The 15,609-nt window shown below is 74.5% G+C and carries 14 protein-coding genes; 6 read left to right on the forward strand and 8 right to left on the reverse strand.

Going from position 1 to position 15,609, the window contains the following annotated elements; translation table 11 throughout:
• Positions 1-118: 118 nt before the first annotated feature.
• Together HLI28_RS06550 and HLI28_RS06555 are read right to left on the reverse strand one after the other, a co-directional pair.
• On the reverse strand, positions 119-1,222 hold the full coding sequence (locus HLI28_RS06550) for an alpha/beta hydrolase (RefSeq protein ID WP_171246696.1): 1,104 nt from the start codon (positions 1,220-1,222) through the stop codon (positions 119-121).
• On the reverse strand, positions 1,219-2,391 hold the full coding sequence (locus HLI28_RS06555) for an epoxide hydrolase family protein (protein WP_171246697.1): 1,173 nt from the start codon (positions 2,389-2,391) through the stop codon (positions 1,219-1,221). Before HLI28_RS06555 ends, HLI28_RS06550 begins: the two co-directional genes overlap by 4 nt.
• A gap of 145 nt (positions 2,392-2,536) precedes the next feature.
• Here HLI28_RS06555 and HLI28_RS06560 point away from each other — a divergent pair, with 145 nt between their 5' ends.
• The 3 genes from HLI28_RS06560 (at position 2,537) to HLI28_RS06570 (ending at position 4,770) form a co-directional block, all read left to right on the forward strand.
• Complete coding sequence (locus HLI28_RS06560; RefSeq protein ID WP_171246698.1) at positions 2,537-3,112, forward strand: TetR/AcrR family transcriptional regulator; 576 nt, start codon at positions 2,537-2,539, stop codon at positions 3,110-3,112.
• 63 nt (positions 3,113-3,175) lie between these two features.
• Positions 3,176-3,727 (forward strand): TetR/AcrR family transcriptional regulator, encoded by a 552-nt coding sequence (locus tag HLI28_RS06565; RefSeq protein ID WP_171246699.1) that lies wholly within the window; start codon positions 3,176-3,178, stop codon positions 3,725-3,727.
• Between the two features lie 35 nt (positions 3,728-3,762).
• Positions 3,763-4,770, forward strand: coding sequence for an NAD-dependent epimerase/dehydratase family protein (locus HLI28_RS06570; protein ID WP_171246700.1), 1,008 nt, complete (start codon positions 3,763-3,765; stop codon positions 4,768-4,770).
• Between the two features lie 118 nt (positions 4,771-4,888).
• On the opposite strand, the gene HLI28_RS06575 is transcribed toward HLI28_RS06570, so the two are convergent.
• The 3 genes from HLI28_RS06575 to HLI28_RS06585 all read right to left on the reverse strand — a co-directional run bounded on the left by HLI28_RS06575 (position 4,889) and on the right by HLI28_RS06585 (position 7,506).
• Entirely contained in the window at positions 4,889-5,365 is a 477-nt protein-coding gene (locus tag HLI28_RS06575) for a cupin domain-containing protein (protein ID WP_171246701.1), read from the reverse strand.
• 177 nt (positions 5,366-5,542) lie between these two features.
• On the reverse strand, positions 5,543-6,433 hold the full coding sequence (locus HLI28_RS06580) for an RNA polymerase sigma-70 factor (RefSeq protein ID WP_171246702.1): 891 nt from the start codon (positions 6,431-6,433) through the stop codon (positions 5,543-5,545).
• On the reverse strand, positions 6,430-7,506 hold the full coding sequence (locus HLI28_RS06585; RefSeq protein ID WP_246246491.1) for an NAD(P)/FAD-dependent oxidoreductase: 1,077 nt from the start codon (positions 7,504-7,506) through the stop codon (positions 6,430-6,432). Before HLI28_RS06585 ends, HLI28_RS06580 begins: the two co-directional genes overlap by 4 nt.
• A 111-nt stretch (positions 7,507-7,617) precedes the next feature.
• On the opposite strand from HLI28_RS06585, the gene HLI28_RS06590 reads away from it, so the two are divergent.
• Positions 7,618-8,421, forward strand: a complete 804-nt coding sequence (locus HLI28_RS06590) for an alpha/beta fold hydrolase (RefSeq protein WP_171246703.1) — start codon at positions 7,618-7,620, stop codon at positions 8,419-8,421.
• A 49-nt stretch (positions 8,422-8,470) separates the two neighbouring features.
• Here HLI28_RS06590 and HLI28_RS06595 read toward each other — a convergent pair whose 3' ends face one another.
• From HLI28_RS06595 to HLI28_RS06605, 3 genes are all read right to left on the reverse strand, one after another.
• A complete protein-coding gene (locus tag HLI28_RS06595) occupies positions 8,471-9,241 on the reverse strand; it encodes a SurA N-terminal domain-containing protein (RefSeq protein ID WP_171246704.1) in 771 nt (256 codons plus the stop codon).
• Positions 9,242-9,355: 114 nt separating this feature from the next.
• Positions 9,356-11,629 (reverse strand): RNA polymerase recycling motor ATPase HelR, encoded by a 2,274-nt coding sequence (gene helR / locus HLI28_RS06600; RefSeq protein WP_171246705.1) that lies wholly within the window; start codon positions 11,627-11,629, stop codon positions 9,356-9,358.
• A gap of 114 nt (positions 11,630-11,743) precedes the next feature.
• The gene (locus HLI28_RS06605) at positions 11,744-13,009 is read right to left on the reverse strand and encodes a threonine/serine exporter family protein (RefSeq protein WP_171246706.1); all 1,266 of its coding nucleotides are present in this window, start codon (positions 13,007-13,009) and stop codon (positions 11,744-11,746) included.
• 113 nt (positions 13,010-13,122) lie between these two features.
• On the opposite strand from HLI28_RS06605, the gene HLI28_RS06610 reads away from it, so the two are divergent.
• Together HLI28_RS06610 and HLI28_RS06615 are read left to right on the forward strand one after the other, a co-directional pair.
• Positions 13,123-13,959 (forward strand): alpha/beta fold hydrolase, encoded by an 837-nt coding sequence (locus HLI28_RS06610; RefSeq protein WP_171246707.1) that lies wholly within the window; start codon positions 13,123-13,125, stop codon positions 13,957-13,959.
• Positions 13,960-14,011: 52 nt separating this feature from the next.
• A complete protein-coding gene (locus HLI28_RS06615; RefSeq protein ID WP_171246708.1) occupies positions 14,012-15,607 on the forward strand; it encodes an HD domain-containing phosphohydrolase in 1,596 nt (531 codons plus the stop codon).
• The last annotated feature ends 2 nt before the right edge of the window (positions 15,608-15,609 follow it).

Genomic DNA, 15,609 nt, shown 5'->3' on the forward strand with positions numbered 1-15,609 from the left:
GTGGTCTCGGACATCAGCGTCTCTCCCCTGTGTTGACGTGTGGCACTGCGGTCATGAACTGCATCGGCATCCGACGTCCCCGGCGGGATCTCGAGCCTACGGCCGGATCGGGCGGACATCAGGAAGCGGGCCCGGGTGGACGCGGCGCCGGATCGCCCGTGACGGTGAGGTCCGCGAATCGGACGATCGCGTCGTCCACGGCGCGGGAGCGGATCGACGGGAACACGTCGAAGCTGTGGTGCGCGCCGGGCAGCTCGGCATGGACGACCGGCTGTGCCGACGTCCGGCGGAGCCGATCGGCGAAGGCCCGGGCCTCGCGCGCGGGAACGAGGGTGTCCAAGGCGCCGTGGATCAGGAGGGTCGGGGGCGCGTCACGGTGGATCGCCCGGTGCGGCGACGCCGCCCCGGGGTCACCGAAGTCGCCGTAGTAGCCGTACAGCCCGACGAGCCCGGCGACGCCACCGTCGGTCATCGTGGCGGTGACGGCCAGGTTCGCCCCCGCCGACCCGCCGACGGCGATCATCCGTCCGGGATCACCGCCGTACGCAGCGACGTTCTCACGCACCCAGTCCAGTGCGGCCCGCACGTCGGCGAGCTGTGCACGATGGTCGACACCGAGCTGGCGACGCCCGGCGCTGACGCACACCCACCCGTGCGCGGCGAGTCGGTGGATCAACGGCTGTGACCCGAGCATCTTGCTGCTGAACGCGGCATGGAAGTACACGAGCACCGGCGCCGGTCCCCCGGACTGGCCGGTCCGGCGGGAGACGTAGAGGTCGAGCCGGTTCCCGAGCCGTGCCGGGCCGTAGCGACGGTTGCGCACGCGCCGCACGTCCGGGCGCCGGGCAACGAAGGGCACGAGCGTCCGCCACCAGGGCAGGCGGGTGCGGCGCGGCCGCGCGCGTGGCCCGTAGACATCCTGCAGCGCCGCTGCGAGCGCGGGTCGGGCGGAGCGGGCACGCACCGCGAGCCGGGCCAGAAGGAGCACGGCGGCCACGGTCACCGCGAGCACCACCCACCACCACACGCCCGGCTCAGGATGGCTCAGCGCTCCGAGGGTGCCCGCCGCGAGCCAGCACGCCCCCAGGAACGGGACCTCGTTGATCCACCATCCCAGGGCGTGCTGCAGGGTGAAGGGCGCCGAGCGGCGCGGCACCAGGGGCCGCCACGCCATCAGGGCGGACAGCGCCACGATCGCTGCCGTGGTGAGGGCGCCACTCATCCGCGCTCCCCCGTGGGACGTCCCGTCGGCCCGAAGAACGTGCGCAGGTCGCCGACGAGAAGGTCGGGCACCTCCAGGGCGGCGAAGTGTCCACCGCGGTCGAACTCCGACCAGTGGTCGATGAAGGCGTTGTCACGCTCGGCCAGTGGCCGGATGGTCCGGAAGTCGTCGGCGAACACGGCGACGCCGATGCGCCCGTGGCTCACCGTGGTGTCGCGGGCGGGGTGCTGCTCGGCGTAGTGGTAGCGCACTGCTGTGGCCGCGGTGTTGGTGAGCCAGTAGAGCGAGACCTGGGCCAGGACCTGGTCCGGTGTCACGAGGCTGGTGCCGTTGCCGAAGTTCTCGAAGAGCTCGTGGTAGGCGAGCTGGCCCACGGGCGAGTCGGCCAGCGCGGCGGCGATCGTCTGCGGTCGCGTCGCGTTCATCTGGTGGTAGCCCGCCACGGACTGGAACCAGCCCGCGAACTCCAGAGCGGCGTAGTCCTGGGGCCCGAACCGCTCGAGCTCAGCGGGGTCGCCGGAGGGGAAGGAGAACAGCTGGAGCACGTGGGCGCCGAGGAAGCCCTCGGGGTCCAGCACGGCGAGCTCCCGCGAGACCATGGCGCCGGCGTCGCTGCCGTGGGCGCCGTAGGAGTCGTAGCCCAGACGACGCATCAGCGTGTCGTAGACGCTGGCCACGCGGTCCATGGTCCACCCCTGCTCGACGACCGGGGTGCTGAAGGCGAAGCCCGGCATCGACGGGACCACCACGTGGAACGCGTCCTCGGCGTCGCCACCGTGTCGCTCGGGGTCGGTGAGGGGGCCGATCAGGTCCAGGAACTCCGCGAAGGACCCGGGATAGGTGTGCAGCAGGAGCAGCGGGGTCGCGTCCTCGTGCGGTGACCGCACGTGGACGAAGTGGATCGTCTGGTGCTCGATCTCGGTCAGGAAGTTGGGCACCGCGTTGATGCGGGCCTCGACGGCGCGCCAGTCGAAGGCCTTCCAGCGTTCGACCATGTCGCGCAGGTAGGAGGTCGGGGTCCCGTGATCCCACCCGTCACCGGGCGCCGCGGCGGCGAACCGGGTCCGCTCGAGCCGGTGGTGGAGGTCCTCCAGCACCTCCGGCGGGATCGCCGCGGTGAAGGGGCGGACGGGCGCGGTGGTCCGCGTGGTGGGCTCGGCGTTCGTCATGTCGCTGACACCTTCCGGAGACATGCCTGCCGGACGAGCGGGTCTGCTGGCCGACCCGATGGCGGGCGGAGCGGTAGCGCAGGTGGCTTTACTACGATCGTTGTGATCGTAGACTACGAGCGTAGTGAACGAAAGGGGTTCTCACATGACGAGGCGGGACGACATCGCCGCCGCGGCGATGGAGCTGGTCGCCGAGGGCGGCACCCATGCGCTGACGCACCGCAGGGTCGACCGACGGCTGGGCCTCCCGGAGGGCACGACGTCGAACCACGCCCGGTCGCGGCGAGAGCTGATGCTGCTGGTGGTTCAGCAGGTGGCCGCCGTCGCGCACCTGCTCCCGCCGGAGGCGCCGACGCCCAGCACCGTCGAGGAGGCCGTCGAGCAGCTCACCGAGGCGTTCGAGGGCGTCGTCGCGCGCGGGGTCGACACCCGGGCGCGCATGTCGCTCTCCATCGACACGCTGCTCGACCCCGAGCTGCACGCCCTGCTCACCACCGACTCTCCCGTCCGCGCGACCGTGCTCGAGCAGGCGCGGCGGCTGCTCGACGGGCTGGGGGTGCCCGACAGCGGGCAGCGAGCCATCGACCTCGCCGGCATCATGAACGGCCTTTTCTACGACCGGCTCGTCGGCCATGGCGTGCACGGCACCCCCGTCGACGCGGAGGCCGTCCTGCGTGCTTGGCTCACGGGCCTCGGCGCACCGGGGCCCGTCTCCCCGTGAGGAGGCGACCGGCAGGCGCGCCACGCCGTTGACCGATCACTCTAGAGTGTTTACTCTAGGTTCATGAAGTTCGTGCCCGCCGACATCCTCGACGCCGCGGTGACCCTGATCGACGCGGACGGGATCGGCGTGTCCACGGCCAAGGTCGCGGCGGCCGCGGGGGTGTCCAACGGGACGCTCTTCCACTACTTCCGCACCAAGCAGGACCTGCTCGACGAGCTGTACCTGCACCTCAAGCGCGACCTCGCGACGGCGATCGGCGACGTCGACGCCACCGGCTCGACGAAGGACCGGTCCCGCACGATCTGGGACCGGTGGGTCGCCTGGGGCACCGCGCACCCGGCGCGCCACCGGGTGGTCCTGCTGCTCAAGGGCGCAGGTCTGATCCGGCGGGCCGCCGTCGAGGAGGCCCAGACCTACTTCGCCGCCGTACCCGACGTGCTGGCCGAGGCGGCGGCCGACGGGCAGCTCGTCGACATGCCGCTGCCGTACCTCGCCGAGGTCGTCGAGAACCAGATCGACCTCGCGGTCTCCCGCGACCTCGCCGAGGCCGAGCGCGCCGTCGCGTTCGAGATGGCGTGGGCGTCGATCACCGCACGGAACGCCGCCCGCTAGCGGCACCTCGCCCGGAACCACCCCCAAGGAGCATCATGTCCACCGTCCTGGTCACCGGAGCCTCCGGATTCATCGCCAAGCACATCCTGCGCGAGCTGCTCGCCGACGGGCACACCGTCCGGGCCACCGTCCGGTCCGACCGGCGGCGCGCCCAGGTCGAGGCGCTCTTCCCGGACGCCGACCTCGAGTTCGTCTCGCTCGACCTGACCTCCGACGAGGGCTGGGACGACGCCCTCGTCGGTGTCGACGTGCTCATGCACACGGCCTCCCCCTTCCCGACCGACCCGCCCAAGGACCCGCAGGACCTCATCCGTCCCGCCGTGGACGGGACCCTGCGCGCCCTGCGCGCCGCCCGGGCCGCGGGGGTGCACCGCGTCGTGCTCACCTCGACCTGCGGTGCGATCTACAAGCCCGCCGACCACGAGTGGTCCCGCCGGAAGACCCGCGAGGACTGGACCGAGACCGACGGCCCCAGGACCACCCCGTACGAGGCGTCCAAGACGCTGGCCGAGCAGGCGGCGTGGCGGTTCGTCGCCGAGCACCCCGAGATGCGGCTGACCGTCGTCAACCCCGGCATGGTGTTCGGCCCGGCGATGGACGAGCACTACGGGTCCTCGCTCGGCACCGTCGAGCAGCTCGTGACCGGGCAGCTGCCGATGCTGCCGCAGATGAACATGCCCGTCGTCGACGTCCGCGACGTCGCGCGGATCCACGTGCGGGCGATGTCGGACGAGGGCGCCGTCGGGCAGCGGTTCCCGGCGAACGCGGGGCCGATGTCCATCCCCGAGATGGCCGGCGTGCTCCGCGTGGCCTACCCGGACGCCGGCATCACCAACCGGGTCGCGCCGAACTGGCTGATCCGGGCGATGTCGGTCGTCATGCCGACGATGAAGACCGCCTCCACGGGCCTCGGGCTCAACGCCGACGTGGACGGCACGGACGCGCCGCGCCAGTTCGGCTTCGAGTACATCCCCTCCCGCGAGGCGCTGCTGGCGTCGGCGGCCTCCGTGGGGGCCGGCCAGCCCGTCCGATCCGCGGGCTGACCCCAGCACGCCGTCACCCGCACCGGCTTTCCCACCTCCCCACGGTGCGTGGCACGAAGGCCCCGGTTCCTCGAACCGGGGCCTTCGTCGTTCCCGGGGGCCTGGCGATCGGCGCGACTCAGGCGTGCCGGTCGGGCTCGCCCTCCTCCGGCTGCTCGGTCCACGACGGCGGTTCGTCGCGCCCGCTCGACTCGTCGCGCTCGGCCTCGTCAGCGGTCTCCTGCACGATTCCTGCCGCGTGATGGGTGGGGGCGTACACGGCGTACAGCCGCATCGGCTCGTCCCCGGTGTTGATCACGTCGTGCCAGGTGCCGGCCGGCACCTGGATCGCCCAGCCGTCGGCGACGTCCTGCACGAAGTCCAGGTCGTCGCGCGCCGGACCCATGACGCACCGACCCCGGCCGGCGTCCAGCCGGAGGAACTGGTCGGTGTCCGGGTGGACCTCGAGCCCGACGGATTCGCCGACCGGGATCGACATCAGCGTGACCTGGAGATGCACCCCCGTCCAGACGACCGCGCGGTAGGCGTCGTTGTGCCGGGTGGCAGCCTCGATGTCGAAGGCCTGAGGCCGGGGGCCCTCGTCGGTGACAGTCATGTGCGGTGTCCTTTCGTTCAGCTCGCGCGGGGCGCGACGGTGCAGCAGGGCCGTCCGATGCCGGCTCCTGTCAGCATGCTGCTGCCGGCGCGGTGACGCATGCCCGACGGGAAGGACCGTCGCCACCAGGAGACCCCGTCGGGACGGTGACCGCGCACGTCGCCGCTGGTCCTCGGGTCACCGCACCAGTGGCCGCACCTCGTCGACGCCGCCGAGCTTCTCGGGGTTGCGCACGAAGTACAGCGCCGTGACCGCGTCGCCGGAGGTCTCGACCAGGGCGATCACCTCGACCGCGCCGTCCCGTCGGACCACGAGGGCGGGCAGCCCGTTGTACGTCGCCTCCTGCCACCGGGTGCCGGCACCGGCGGTCCGGACGAGCCCCGAGACGAACGCGGCGACCTTCTCCGCCCCGCGGATCGGGTGCCGTGCGGCCGAGGCGAGCCCGCCGCCGTCGGACAGGGAGACCACGTCCGGGGCGAGCACGTCCATCAGGCCGGCGACGTCGCCGGCCTGCGCCGCGACGACGAAGCGGCGCGCCACCTGGGCACGTTGCTCCGGTGAGGCCTCGAACCGGGGGCGCCGCGCGCGCACGTGCTCGCGCGCACGGTGCGCCGTCTGCCGCACCGCGGCCGGCGTGCGACCGGTGGCGGCGGCGATCTCCGCCCCCGAGAAGCCGAAGACCTCGCCCAGCACGAACACGGCACGTTCGATCGGGCTCAGCGTCTCCAGCACGAGCATCATCGCCATGCTCACCGACTCGGTCAGCTCGGCGTCGGCGGCCGGGTCGGCCGCGGTACGGACCGGCTCGGGCAGCCACGGCCCGACGTAGTCCTCGCGTCGCCGCTTCAGCGTGCGCAGGTGGTTCAGCCCCTGCCGGGTCACCGTCGCGACCAGGTAGGCGCGGGGGTCGCGGATCTCCCGCCCCGGCTCCTCGGCGGCCTCGACGGCCGCGGACCAGCGCAGCCACGTCTCCTGCAGCACGTCCTCGGCGTCGGCGGCGCTGCCCAGCAGCTCGTAGGCGATGGTGAACAGCAGCGGGCGGTGCTCGACGAACGGGTCGGTGCTCATGCCGGCACCGTCGCGGGCAGCAGCGGGCCGTCCCCGGCACGGGTCACGGCTCGGGCGGGACGCCGGACGAACCGCACGGTGGCGCGGCAGACCTGCTCCTTGACCAGGGCGGCGGCCCGCCCGCGCAGCACCGGGCCCCGCGGTACGTCCAGTCGGTCCGTCGGCTGCACGACGCCGCGCCGGCGACCCAGGCTCACGCAGGTCATCGTGAGGCCCACCGAGACCGGCCGCGGCTGCTCGCCGCGCAGCTCCGCGAGGACCGTGTCGGCCGCCGCGATCCCCAGGGGGATCGCCGTCTGGCAGCTCATCCGCAGCGGGGTCGACGCCGCGTCCCCGGCGGCCACGACGGTCGGCACGTCGACGCCGCGCAGGGCGTCGTCGACGAGCAGGCGTCCGGCGTCGTCCACCGCGAGGCCGCTGTCCCGGGCGAGGCCGGGCACGGCGAACGACGTCGCGTCCACCGTGATGCCGTCGCCGGGTGCGTCCACGTGCTCACCCTCGCGCACCTCGACGCCGAGCGCCTCGAGGCCGCGCCGGACGGCGTCCCGGGCGGCCGGGGACAGTCCGGCGGCGAGGGCCCCCGCGACGAGCCGCACCCGCAGGTGCGGGTGGGCCTCGGCGAGCTCGGACGCGGCCTCGATCCCGGTCAGCCCACCGCCGACGACGGTGACGGGCGTGCCCGCAGACGCCCCGTCGACCCGGTGGCGCAGCGCGACGGCCCCGTCCAGGTGCCGCACGGGCAGTGCCCCCGGCATCGCGGGGCCGGCACCGCTGCCCACCGCGTAGACGATCCGGTCGGCGGCCAGGTCGCCCCCGCCGGCGAGCGCCACCCCGTCCGCGCCGACCCGCGTGACCGTGTCGAGCCGCAGGTCGACGCCGGGGCGGAGCAGCGGTCGCAGCGGGCGCACCGCCGACCCCGTGCCCGCCACGAGCTGGTGCAGCCGGATCCTCTCGACGAACTCCTCCCGCGGGTTGACGACGGTCACCCGGACCGGCGTCGGCGCCTCGGCGGTCAGGTGGTTGGCGGCGGCGACCCCGGCGTACCCGGCGCCCACCACGACGATGTGCTGCATGTCCCTCACGTCCTCTCGTGTCGCCCATACGACACCGGTGGACGCCGGGATGTGACATGGCCGGGCGGCACGCCCGGTGGGATGCTGGAAGGGCGTCCCCGGGAGGTCGCGATGGTCCAGCACCAGTCCTCAGGTCCCTGGCACGTCACGTCGACGGACGGCACCCGTCTGGCGGTGTGGAGCACGGGCACCGGTCCCCCGCTGCTGCTCGTGCACGGGTCGATGTCCGACCACCGGCGCTGGCGCATCGTCGACCTGCTCGCGCAGGACCGGACGGTGCACGCGATGGACCGGCGCGGTCGGGGCGGCAGCACGGACGCTCTCGACTGGACGCCGGAGCGGGAGGTCGAGGACGTCGTCGCCGTCATCGAGGCGGTGGCCGCGGACGCGGGGCGGCCGACCGACGTGCTGGGCCACTCGTTCGGCGGCTACCTCTGCGTCCGGGCCGCGGGGCGCACCCCGCACGTGCGGCGGCTGGTGCTCTACGAACCGGCCGTCGTCCAGCACCCTCAGCCGCCCGAGCTGGTCGCCCGCGTGCAGGCGGCGGTCGACGCCGGACGGTACGAGGAGGCCGTCGAGATCATGATGCGCGACGTCCTGCACATGCCCGAGGCGGAGCTCGCCGTGCTCCGGGAGCAGCCGAGCTGGCCGGCCCGCGTGGCCACCGCGCCGACCCTGCCCCGCGAGGAGAGCGTCCCGCTGCTGCTGGACCCCGCCGAGGCGGCCGGCGTCACGGCCCCGACCCTGCTCATCCGCGGCGGGGACAGCCCGGAGTTCCTGCAGGACGCCATCCGCACCGTGGCCGGGTCGGTCCCGGACTGCCGGGTCGTGACGCTCGAGGGCCAGCAGCACGTCGCGGACCAGACCGACCCGGAGACCTTCGCGGCCGTGGTCCGGGAGTTCCTCCGGGGCTGAGGCGGCGGCCGACGGCGGCCGGGCGTCCCGGCCGGGCCCCCGGCGGAGCTCACAGGTTGATCGTGACGTCCGCGTCCTCGCGCAGGTCGGTGACGATCGTGTCGATCGCCGCGCTCTGCTGCTGGCTGGTGGCCTGCTGGGCGAGCTGGTCGCGCACGTCCTCGAACGGGGGAATCTCCGGTGCCGACGCGCCGTCGCCGCCCTGGGACTCCATCTGCGCGACGAGCTCGTCGTACTGCGCGCGCAGCTCCTTCTCGGACGGCTCCTGCACGTCGGCCTCCTGCTCGATGTAGGTCGAGACCTGGAACTGGGTCGCGGCGTCCGCGCGCACCTGCTCCTCCGTCAGGCCCTGCTCCTTCAACGCGCTGATGACCGCGTCGGCGGACTCGAGCCCGTTCTGCGCGGCGACGTCCTCGAGCGTGGCCCGGACGTCCTTCGCGGTGGGCTCGATCCCGGCGTCCGCCGCGGCCTGGGTCAGGAGCCGGTTGTTCACCAGCTGCTCGACGACCTGCTTCTTGAGCGCGTCCTGGTCGACCTCACCGGCACCGCTCTGCTGCTGGGACAGGGCCGCCTGCTGCAGCTGTCCCTCGAAGCTCGTGACGAACTCCTCGCGGCCGATCTCCTCCCCGTTGACCTCGGCGACGACGTCGGGCACGTCCTCGAGGTCGGCCTCGGGCGCGGCGCCGGCGTCCGGCGCGGCCTCGGCGCTGGGGGAGGCCGGGGCGGACGAGGTGTCGTCGCCGTCGGACCCGGCGCTGCAGCCGGCGAGGGCGACGACCGCCGCCAGGGTGACGGCGGCGAGGGGACGCTTGATCGACATGGGTGACTCCAGACAAGGGGGTGCGGAGCATCGAGCGTAAACACACGAGTCTGGGAACGGGAGCAGGTGGTGATCAGGTCCTGTTCAGGTGCGCGTGGGTACACTCCCGGCCGCTCACGGCCGACCCAGCACCACCAGCTCGCGGGTCGCCCGGGTCATGCTGACGTACCGGTCCACGGCACCTTCGATCCCCTCGCCGAACCCCTCCGGCTCCACGAGCACCACGAGGTCGAACTCGAGGCCCTTGGCGGTCGCGGGGGTCAGGGACCGCACCCGGTCGCGGTCCTCGACGGCGGCGTCGGCCGGCGGACCGGCACCGATCACGCATGCGGTGCCCTCGGGGTGCTGCGCCAGCCAGCCGTCCAGCACGTCCGTGAGCTCCGCCGTCGTGCCGTACCGGACCGGAGTCCCGCCGGGGCGCACCGACGTCGGGACGTTGGCGTCGGGGACGGCCGCGCGGATCACCGGGGCGGCCACCGCCATGACCTCCTCGGGCGTGCGGTAGTTGATCGTCAGCGACGCCTGCTCGACGCGGTCCAGCCCGACCCGCGCCAGCCGTTCGGTCCAGGACTCGGCGAAGCCGTGCCGGGCCTGGGCCCGGTCCCCCACCACGGTGAGGCTGCGCGACGGGCAGCGGGCGAGCAGCATCTGCCACTGCGCGTCCGTGAGCTCCTGGGCCTCGTCGACGACGACGTGCGCGAACGGCCCGGCGAGGGCGTCCGGGGTGACGACGGGCAGCCCCGCGTCGCCCACCAGCGCAGCCTGCAGGTCCTGCCCGCGCAGCATGGACATCACGCCGAGGTCGGAGTCGTCGGTGGCGATCAGGTCGTCGACGACGTCGGCGACCCGGGCGCGCTCGGCGGCGCGCTCGGCCTCGGCCCGCCGGCGGCGACGGGCGTGGTCCGGGTCCCCGAGCCGGCGTCGCGCCGCGTCCAGGAGCGGCAGGTCGGCCTCGGTCCACGCGCGGGCGTCCGGACGCTGCAGGGCGGCGACCTCGTCCGCCGTGAGCCACGGCGCGCACCGGCGCAGGTAGGCGGGCACGGTCCACAGGTCTGCGACGACGTCGGTGGCTTCCAGCAGCGGCCAGGCCCGGGCCACAGCGCGCCGCAGCGTGTCGTCGGCGGCCAGCTCCTCCCGCAGGTCGGCCCCGGGCTCGGGACCTGCGATCCCGTAGGCGTCGAACTCGTCCTCGCCGAGGTGCACCCCGGGCACGGCGTCCCAGCCGGGGTTCTCGTCGGACCCGAACCCCTCCTCCTCGGGCTCCCCGGCGGCGTCGGCGAGCTTGTCGGCCAATATCGTGAGCAGCTCGCCGAGGACCACGTCGGCCGCCTCGTTGTGCGGTGTCCCCGGATCAGGGGCGGCGAACGCCTCGGCCCAGTCGCGCGGGTCGAGCCACACGTCGCCCGACGCGGTCTCGAGGAGCATGCCCTCCGTCGGCGACTCCTCCGAGAGCGCGACGGCCGGGTCGACGGCGGCCACCATCCGCGCGTCCGCCTTGAGCCGGGCGACCTCGGGGTCGGGCTCGGGCCGGGCGGCGTCCCCCTCGGGCAGCAGGTCCGCGAGCGTGCACGTGCGCACCCCGTCCTCGCCGAGGCCGGGCAGCACGTCGGCCACGTAGCCGGGGTAGGGCCGGTGCGGGCCGACGAACAGCACGCCCCCGTGGTGCTCGCCGACGTGCGGGTCGGAGTACAGCAGGTAGGCGGCGCGGTGCAGGGCGACGACGGTCTTGCCGGTGCCCGGCCCGCCGTCGACCACGAGGGTGCCGGCCGAGCCGGCCCGGACGATCGCGTCCTGGTCGGCGGCGATCGTCGCGAGCACGTCGCGCATGCGGGGCGAACGGCTGGCTCCCAGGCTCGCGACGAACGAGGACTGGTCGTCGAGCGCGGCGTGCCCCGCGAGCCCGTCGGACGTGAACACCTCGTCCCAGTAGTCGGTGACCTGCCCTGCGGTCCACCGGTAGCGCCGGCGGCTGACCAGCCCTCTCGGGTCTCCGTGGGTGGCGCTGAAGAAGGGCTCGGCGGCGGGTGAGCGCCAGTCGAGCAGCAACCGCTCCCCCGCGGCGTCCGTCAGGCCGACCCGGCCGAGGTAGGTGACGACGCCGTCGGCCCGCACGATGCGCCCCAGGCACAGGTCGATGCCGAAGCGCCGCAGCATCCGCAGCCGGGCGGACAGGCGGTGGATCTCCTGGTCGCGGTCGAACGCCGCCTGCCCGGACCGGCCCGGCGCCCGGCGGGCGGCGTCCAGCCGGGTGGTCAGGTCGACGACCTGCCGGTCGATCGCGGTGGCGATCGCGGCGAGGTGCGCCTCGTCGGCGGCGATCAGCGCGGGGTCGTCCTTGGCGGCGAGGTGCTCGGACAGGCGGAACGGTCGGCGAGGCAGCACGGGCATCAGCTCCGGTCGATCGGCCCAGGGGGCCGGTGAGACCTGTGATTCTGCGCCTGCCAGGGGATCTTGCCGCAAGACCCCCTCCGGGCTATAGATTGAAAGTGGCGGGAGGTGTGCTCAGCGCTCGAACCCCCACTCGGGGTCGGTGAGCATCCGCGCGATCGCCAGACCGATCGCCAGCGCCGCCACCACCAGCGTCGCCTCCACCGCGTAGGTGAGGGCCTCGGACGTCGCGCCGTTCGACACGTGGTAGATCGCCCGGTAGGCGGACGCGCCCGGGACCATGATGACGACGGCGGGCACCGAGACGGTCACCCGCGGCACGTTCATGCGCGGGGCGACGACGGCGGCCAGCAGCCCGACGAGCAGGGCCGCGGCGGCGGCCGCCGCCTGGACGGGGACGTCGGCGTCGACGAGCCACAGCCGCCCGGTGTTGGCGACCATCCCGATGGAGGCGGCCGCCAGCGCCATGGACCACGGACTGTTGAACATCAGCGCGAACCCGAGGACGCCGAGGAAGCTCGCCAACGCCCGCAGCGACACCAGCAGCGCCGGGTCCAGGCCCATGGGTTCGGCCGGGACCGGGTCCAGGCCGACCACCATCGAGACGCCCCACACCGACAGCGCCGCCGAGGTGAGGATCATCAGGGCGTACGTGAGCCGGGCCAGCCCCGCGGAGAAGTCCAGCTTCGCGAGGTCCAGCGCGCCGGTGACCAGCGGGAACCCGGGCACCAGGAACAGCACGGCGGAGACGTACCCGGCCTCGTGGTTGGTGGCCGCTCCCCCGAGCGCGCCGAACGCGGCGAGGAACCCCACGTAGGTGGTGGTGGCCAGCGCCGCGGCGAGCATCGTCACGCCGAACTGGTTCCATCCCCGGTGGATGAGGGCGCGGCGCAGCGCCTGCCCGAGACCGGCCCCGAGGAACACCCCGGCGATCTCGACGACGCCGCCGTGGTTGAGGAAGGCGAACGCCGCGCACGCCATCGCCGCCCACAGGGCGTTGAGCGCGGCGGGGTACAGCGGGGGCTTGTCCTGGATCCGGTCGAGCCGCGCGGTGGCGTCCTCGACGCTGACGGGCTGGTCCCGCTCGACGTCCTGCGCGAACCGTTCCAGGGCGCACAGCCGGTCGGCGTTGATGCCCACGCTGCGGACCTCGGTGACCTCCGTGCGGAAGCTCGGGCCGCGGTGCGAGGTCGTGGTGATCTCGGTGAGCGTGACGTGGGCCTGGTGCCGTTCGATCCCCAGCGCGCGGGCGGCGCGGGCCATCGACGCCTTGACGCGGTACGACCCCGTCCCGGCGGACAGGGACAACCGGCCGACGCGCAACGCCACGCCGGACCGTCGGATGAGCTCGATCTCGGCGTCGTCGGGGGCTGTGGGCACGGGTCCATCCTCGGGTGCGGGCCCCGGCCAGCGCCAGGCGACCGGGTGCGCGACGATGAGACCGCGACGTCGGGGCGGTCGACATCGCACGACGAGGACGACGAGGAGCGTGCATGAGCGGGACGGTGCGGCACGAGATCGACCTGCCCGACGGCCGCGTGCTGGTGGGGCACGACACCGGCGGGCCCGACGGGGCGCCCGTCCTGGTGTGGCACCACGGGTCCCCGCAGTCCGGCGAGCTGCTCGCCCCGGTCGTGCGGGCGGCCTCCGACCGCGGGATCCGGGTGGTCTCCACGGCCCGGGCGGGCTACGGCGGGTCGACCCGACGGCCCGGGCGGACCGTCGCCGACGCGGCCGCTGACACCGGGCACCTGCTCGACACGATCGGCGTCACCGCCTGCCACGCCGTCGGCGCCTCCGGCGGCGGTCCGCACGCGCTGGCGCTCGCGGCCCGGCGCCCCGACCTGGTCCGCGGCGTCGTGACCCTGGCCGGCATCGCCCCGTACGACGGCACCGAGGACTGGTTCGCCACGATGGCCGACGACGGCGGGCTGCGGGCCGCCCTCGACGGTGCGGCGGCGCGGCAGGCCTACGAGGAGACGGCCGAGTTCGACCCCACCAGCTTCACCGACGCCGACGTGGCGATGTTCTCCGGCCCGTGGGGCGCGCTCGGGGCCGATGCCGGACGGGCGAGCGAGTCGTGGCCCGAGGGTCTGGTCGACGACGACGTCGCGTTCGTCCGGGACTGGGGTGTCGCCCTCGCCGACGTCGCCGCCCCCGCGCTCGTCGTCCAGGGCGGTGCGGACCGGGTGGTGCCGCGCCGGCACGGGAGGTTGCTGCACGGGGCCCTGCCGGCCGGTGAGCTCTGGCTGCGTCCCCACGACGGGCACATCAGCGTGCTGGCCGCGCTGCCCGCGGCCGTGGACTGGCTCCGCGCCCACGCTGCGTGATCTGCTCCGCGTGACCGGCGGCGAGCCGCAGGGCGAGGACTATCGTCGAAGCATGGCTGAGACGGCGTCGGCCACCGCACGGCCGGTGCGCGCCGCCGAGGTCGCCGCGGCCCTCTGCCTGGCCACCGACCTCGGCATGGGTTTCCCCTGGGCGCACGGTCTCGAGGCGACCGCCGCGACGATGCGGCTGTGCGACGTGGCGGGAGCCGACGAGGCCGTGCGCCGGCAGGCGTACTTCCTCAGCCTCCTGGCGTACGCCGGCTGCGCCGCCGACGCGACGGTCAAGGCGGAGTTCTTCGGGGGACCGATCACCGAGTCGATCGTCGACGTCATCTGGGGCACCCGGCGCGAGCAGATGGGCGTGGTGCTGCGGTCGCTGCCCGACCCTGGTGCGCCGGTGCCCGCCGCCGTGGGGCAGACGGTCGCCCGGCTGCCGCGTGCCGTCGCCCACGAGCCGCGCGAGCAGCTCGCCCTGTGCGAGGTCGCCCAGCACCTGTCCCGCCACCTGGGGCTCGACGGCGTCGCCGACGACCTGCACCACCTGACCGACCGGTGGGACGGGTCCGGGGTGCTGGGGCGGGGTCGGGGCGAGGAGATCCCGACCGCGCTGCGGATCGTCCTGGTCGCCCGCGACGCCGCCCACCAGGCGTCCGTCGGCGGCAGCGGGTACGCGGCCGACGTCATCGCCGACCGGGCGGGACGTGCGCACGACCCGTGGGTGGCGGGGATGCTCGTGCGGCACCACCACGAGATCCTCGGTGAGCCGCACGAGCAGGGGGCGACCTGGGACGAGGTGCTCGCCGCCGAACCGGGCACCCCGCGGGAGATCCCCGCCGAGCAGGTCGACGACGCCGTGGCGACGCTCGGCGAGCTGGCGGACGTGGTCGGGCCGGCCTGGGCAGGCCGGTCCCGGGCGGTGGCGGCGCTCGCGGGCGACGCGGCGGAGCTGGCCGGACTGGACCCCGCGGAGGTCCGGCACGTCCGTCGGGCCGCGCTGCTGCAGGACGTCGGGCGGATCAGCGTCCCGGCGCGGATCTGGCACGCCCACCGGACGCTGTCCGCCGAGGACCGGGAGCACGTCCGGCTGCACCCGTACTTCACCGAGCGGGTGTGCGCCGCCTCCCCGTTCCTGCGCGACCTGGCCCGGGACGCCGTCTGCCACCACGAGCGGCTGGACGGGTCGGGGTACCACCGGGGGCTGCCGGCCGCGGCGCTCGGGGTCCCGGCGCGGCTGCTCGCCGCCGCCGACGCGATGCGGTCGGCCTGCGAGACACCGCCCCACGGCCGAGGGCTGAGCCGCGCCGCGGCGGTGTACGCGCTGGGCCGTGACGTGCGCGAGGGGCGCCTCGACGCCGAGGCGGTCGCCGCCGTCGTCGAGGCCGCCGGGCTCGAGCCCCCGCCGCTGCACCGGCCGGCCGGGCTGACGGAGCAGGAGAGCCGGGTGGTGGGGCTCGTCGCCCGCGGGCTGGCGACCAAGCAGGTCGCGCGCACCCTCGGCATCAGCCCGAAGACGGCGGACCAGCACCTGCAGCACGCGTACCGCAAGATCGGGGTGTCGAGCCGGGCGGCCGTCGCGCTCTTCGCGGCCGAGCACGGCCTGCTCGCCTGGGGAGAACTCCTGATACCGGGGCGGCGCACGGCTCCGTAGCG

Origin of the sequence: Isoptericola sediminis (assembly GCF_013085345.1) — a bacterium.
Taxonomy (GTDB): domain Bacteria; phylum Actinomycetota; class Actinomycetes; order Actinomycetales; family Cellulomonadaceae; genus Isoptericola; species Isoptericola sediminis.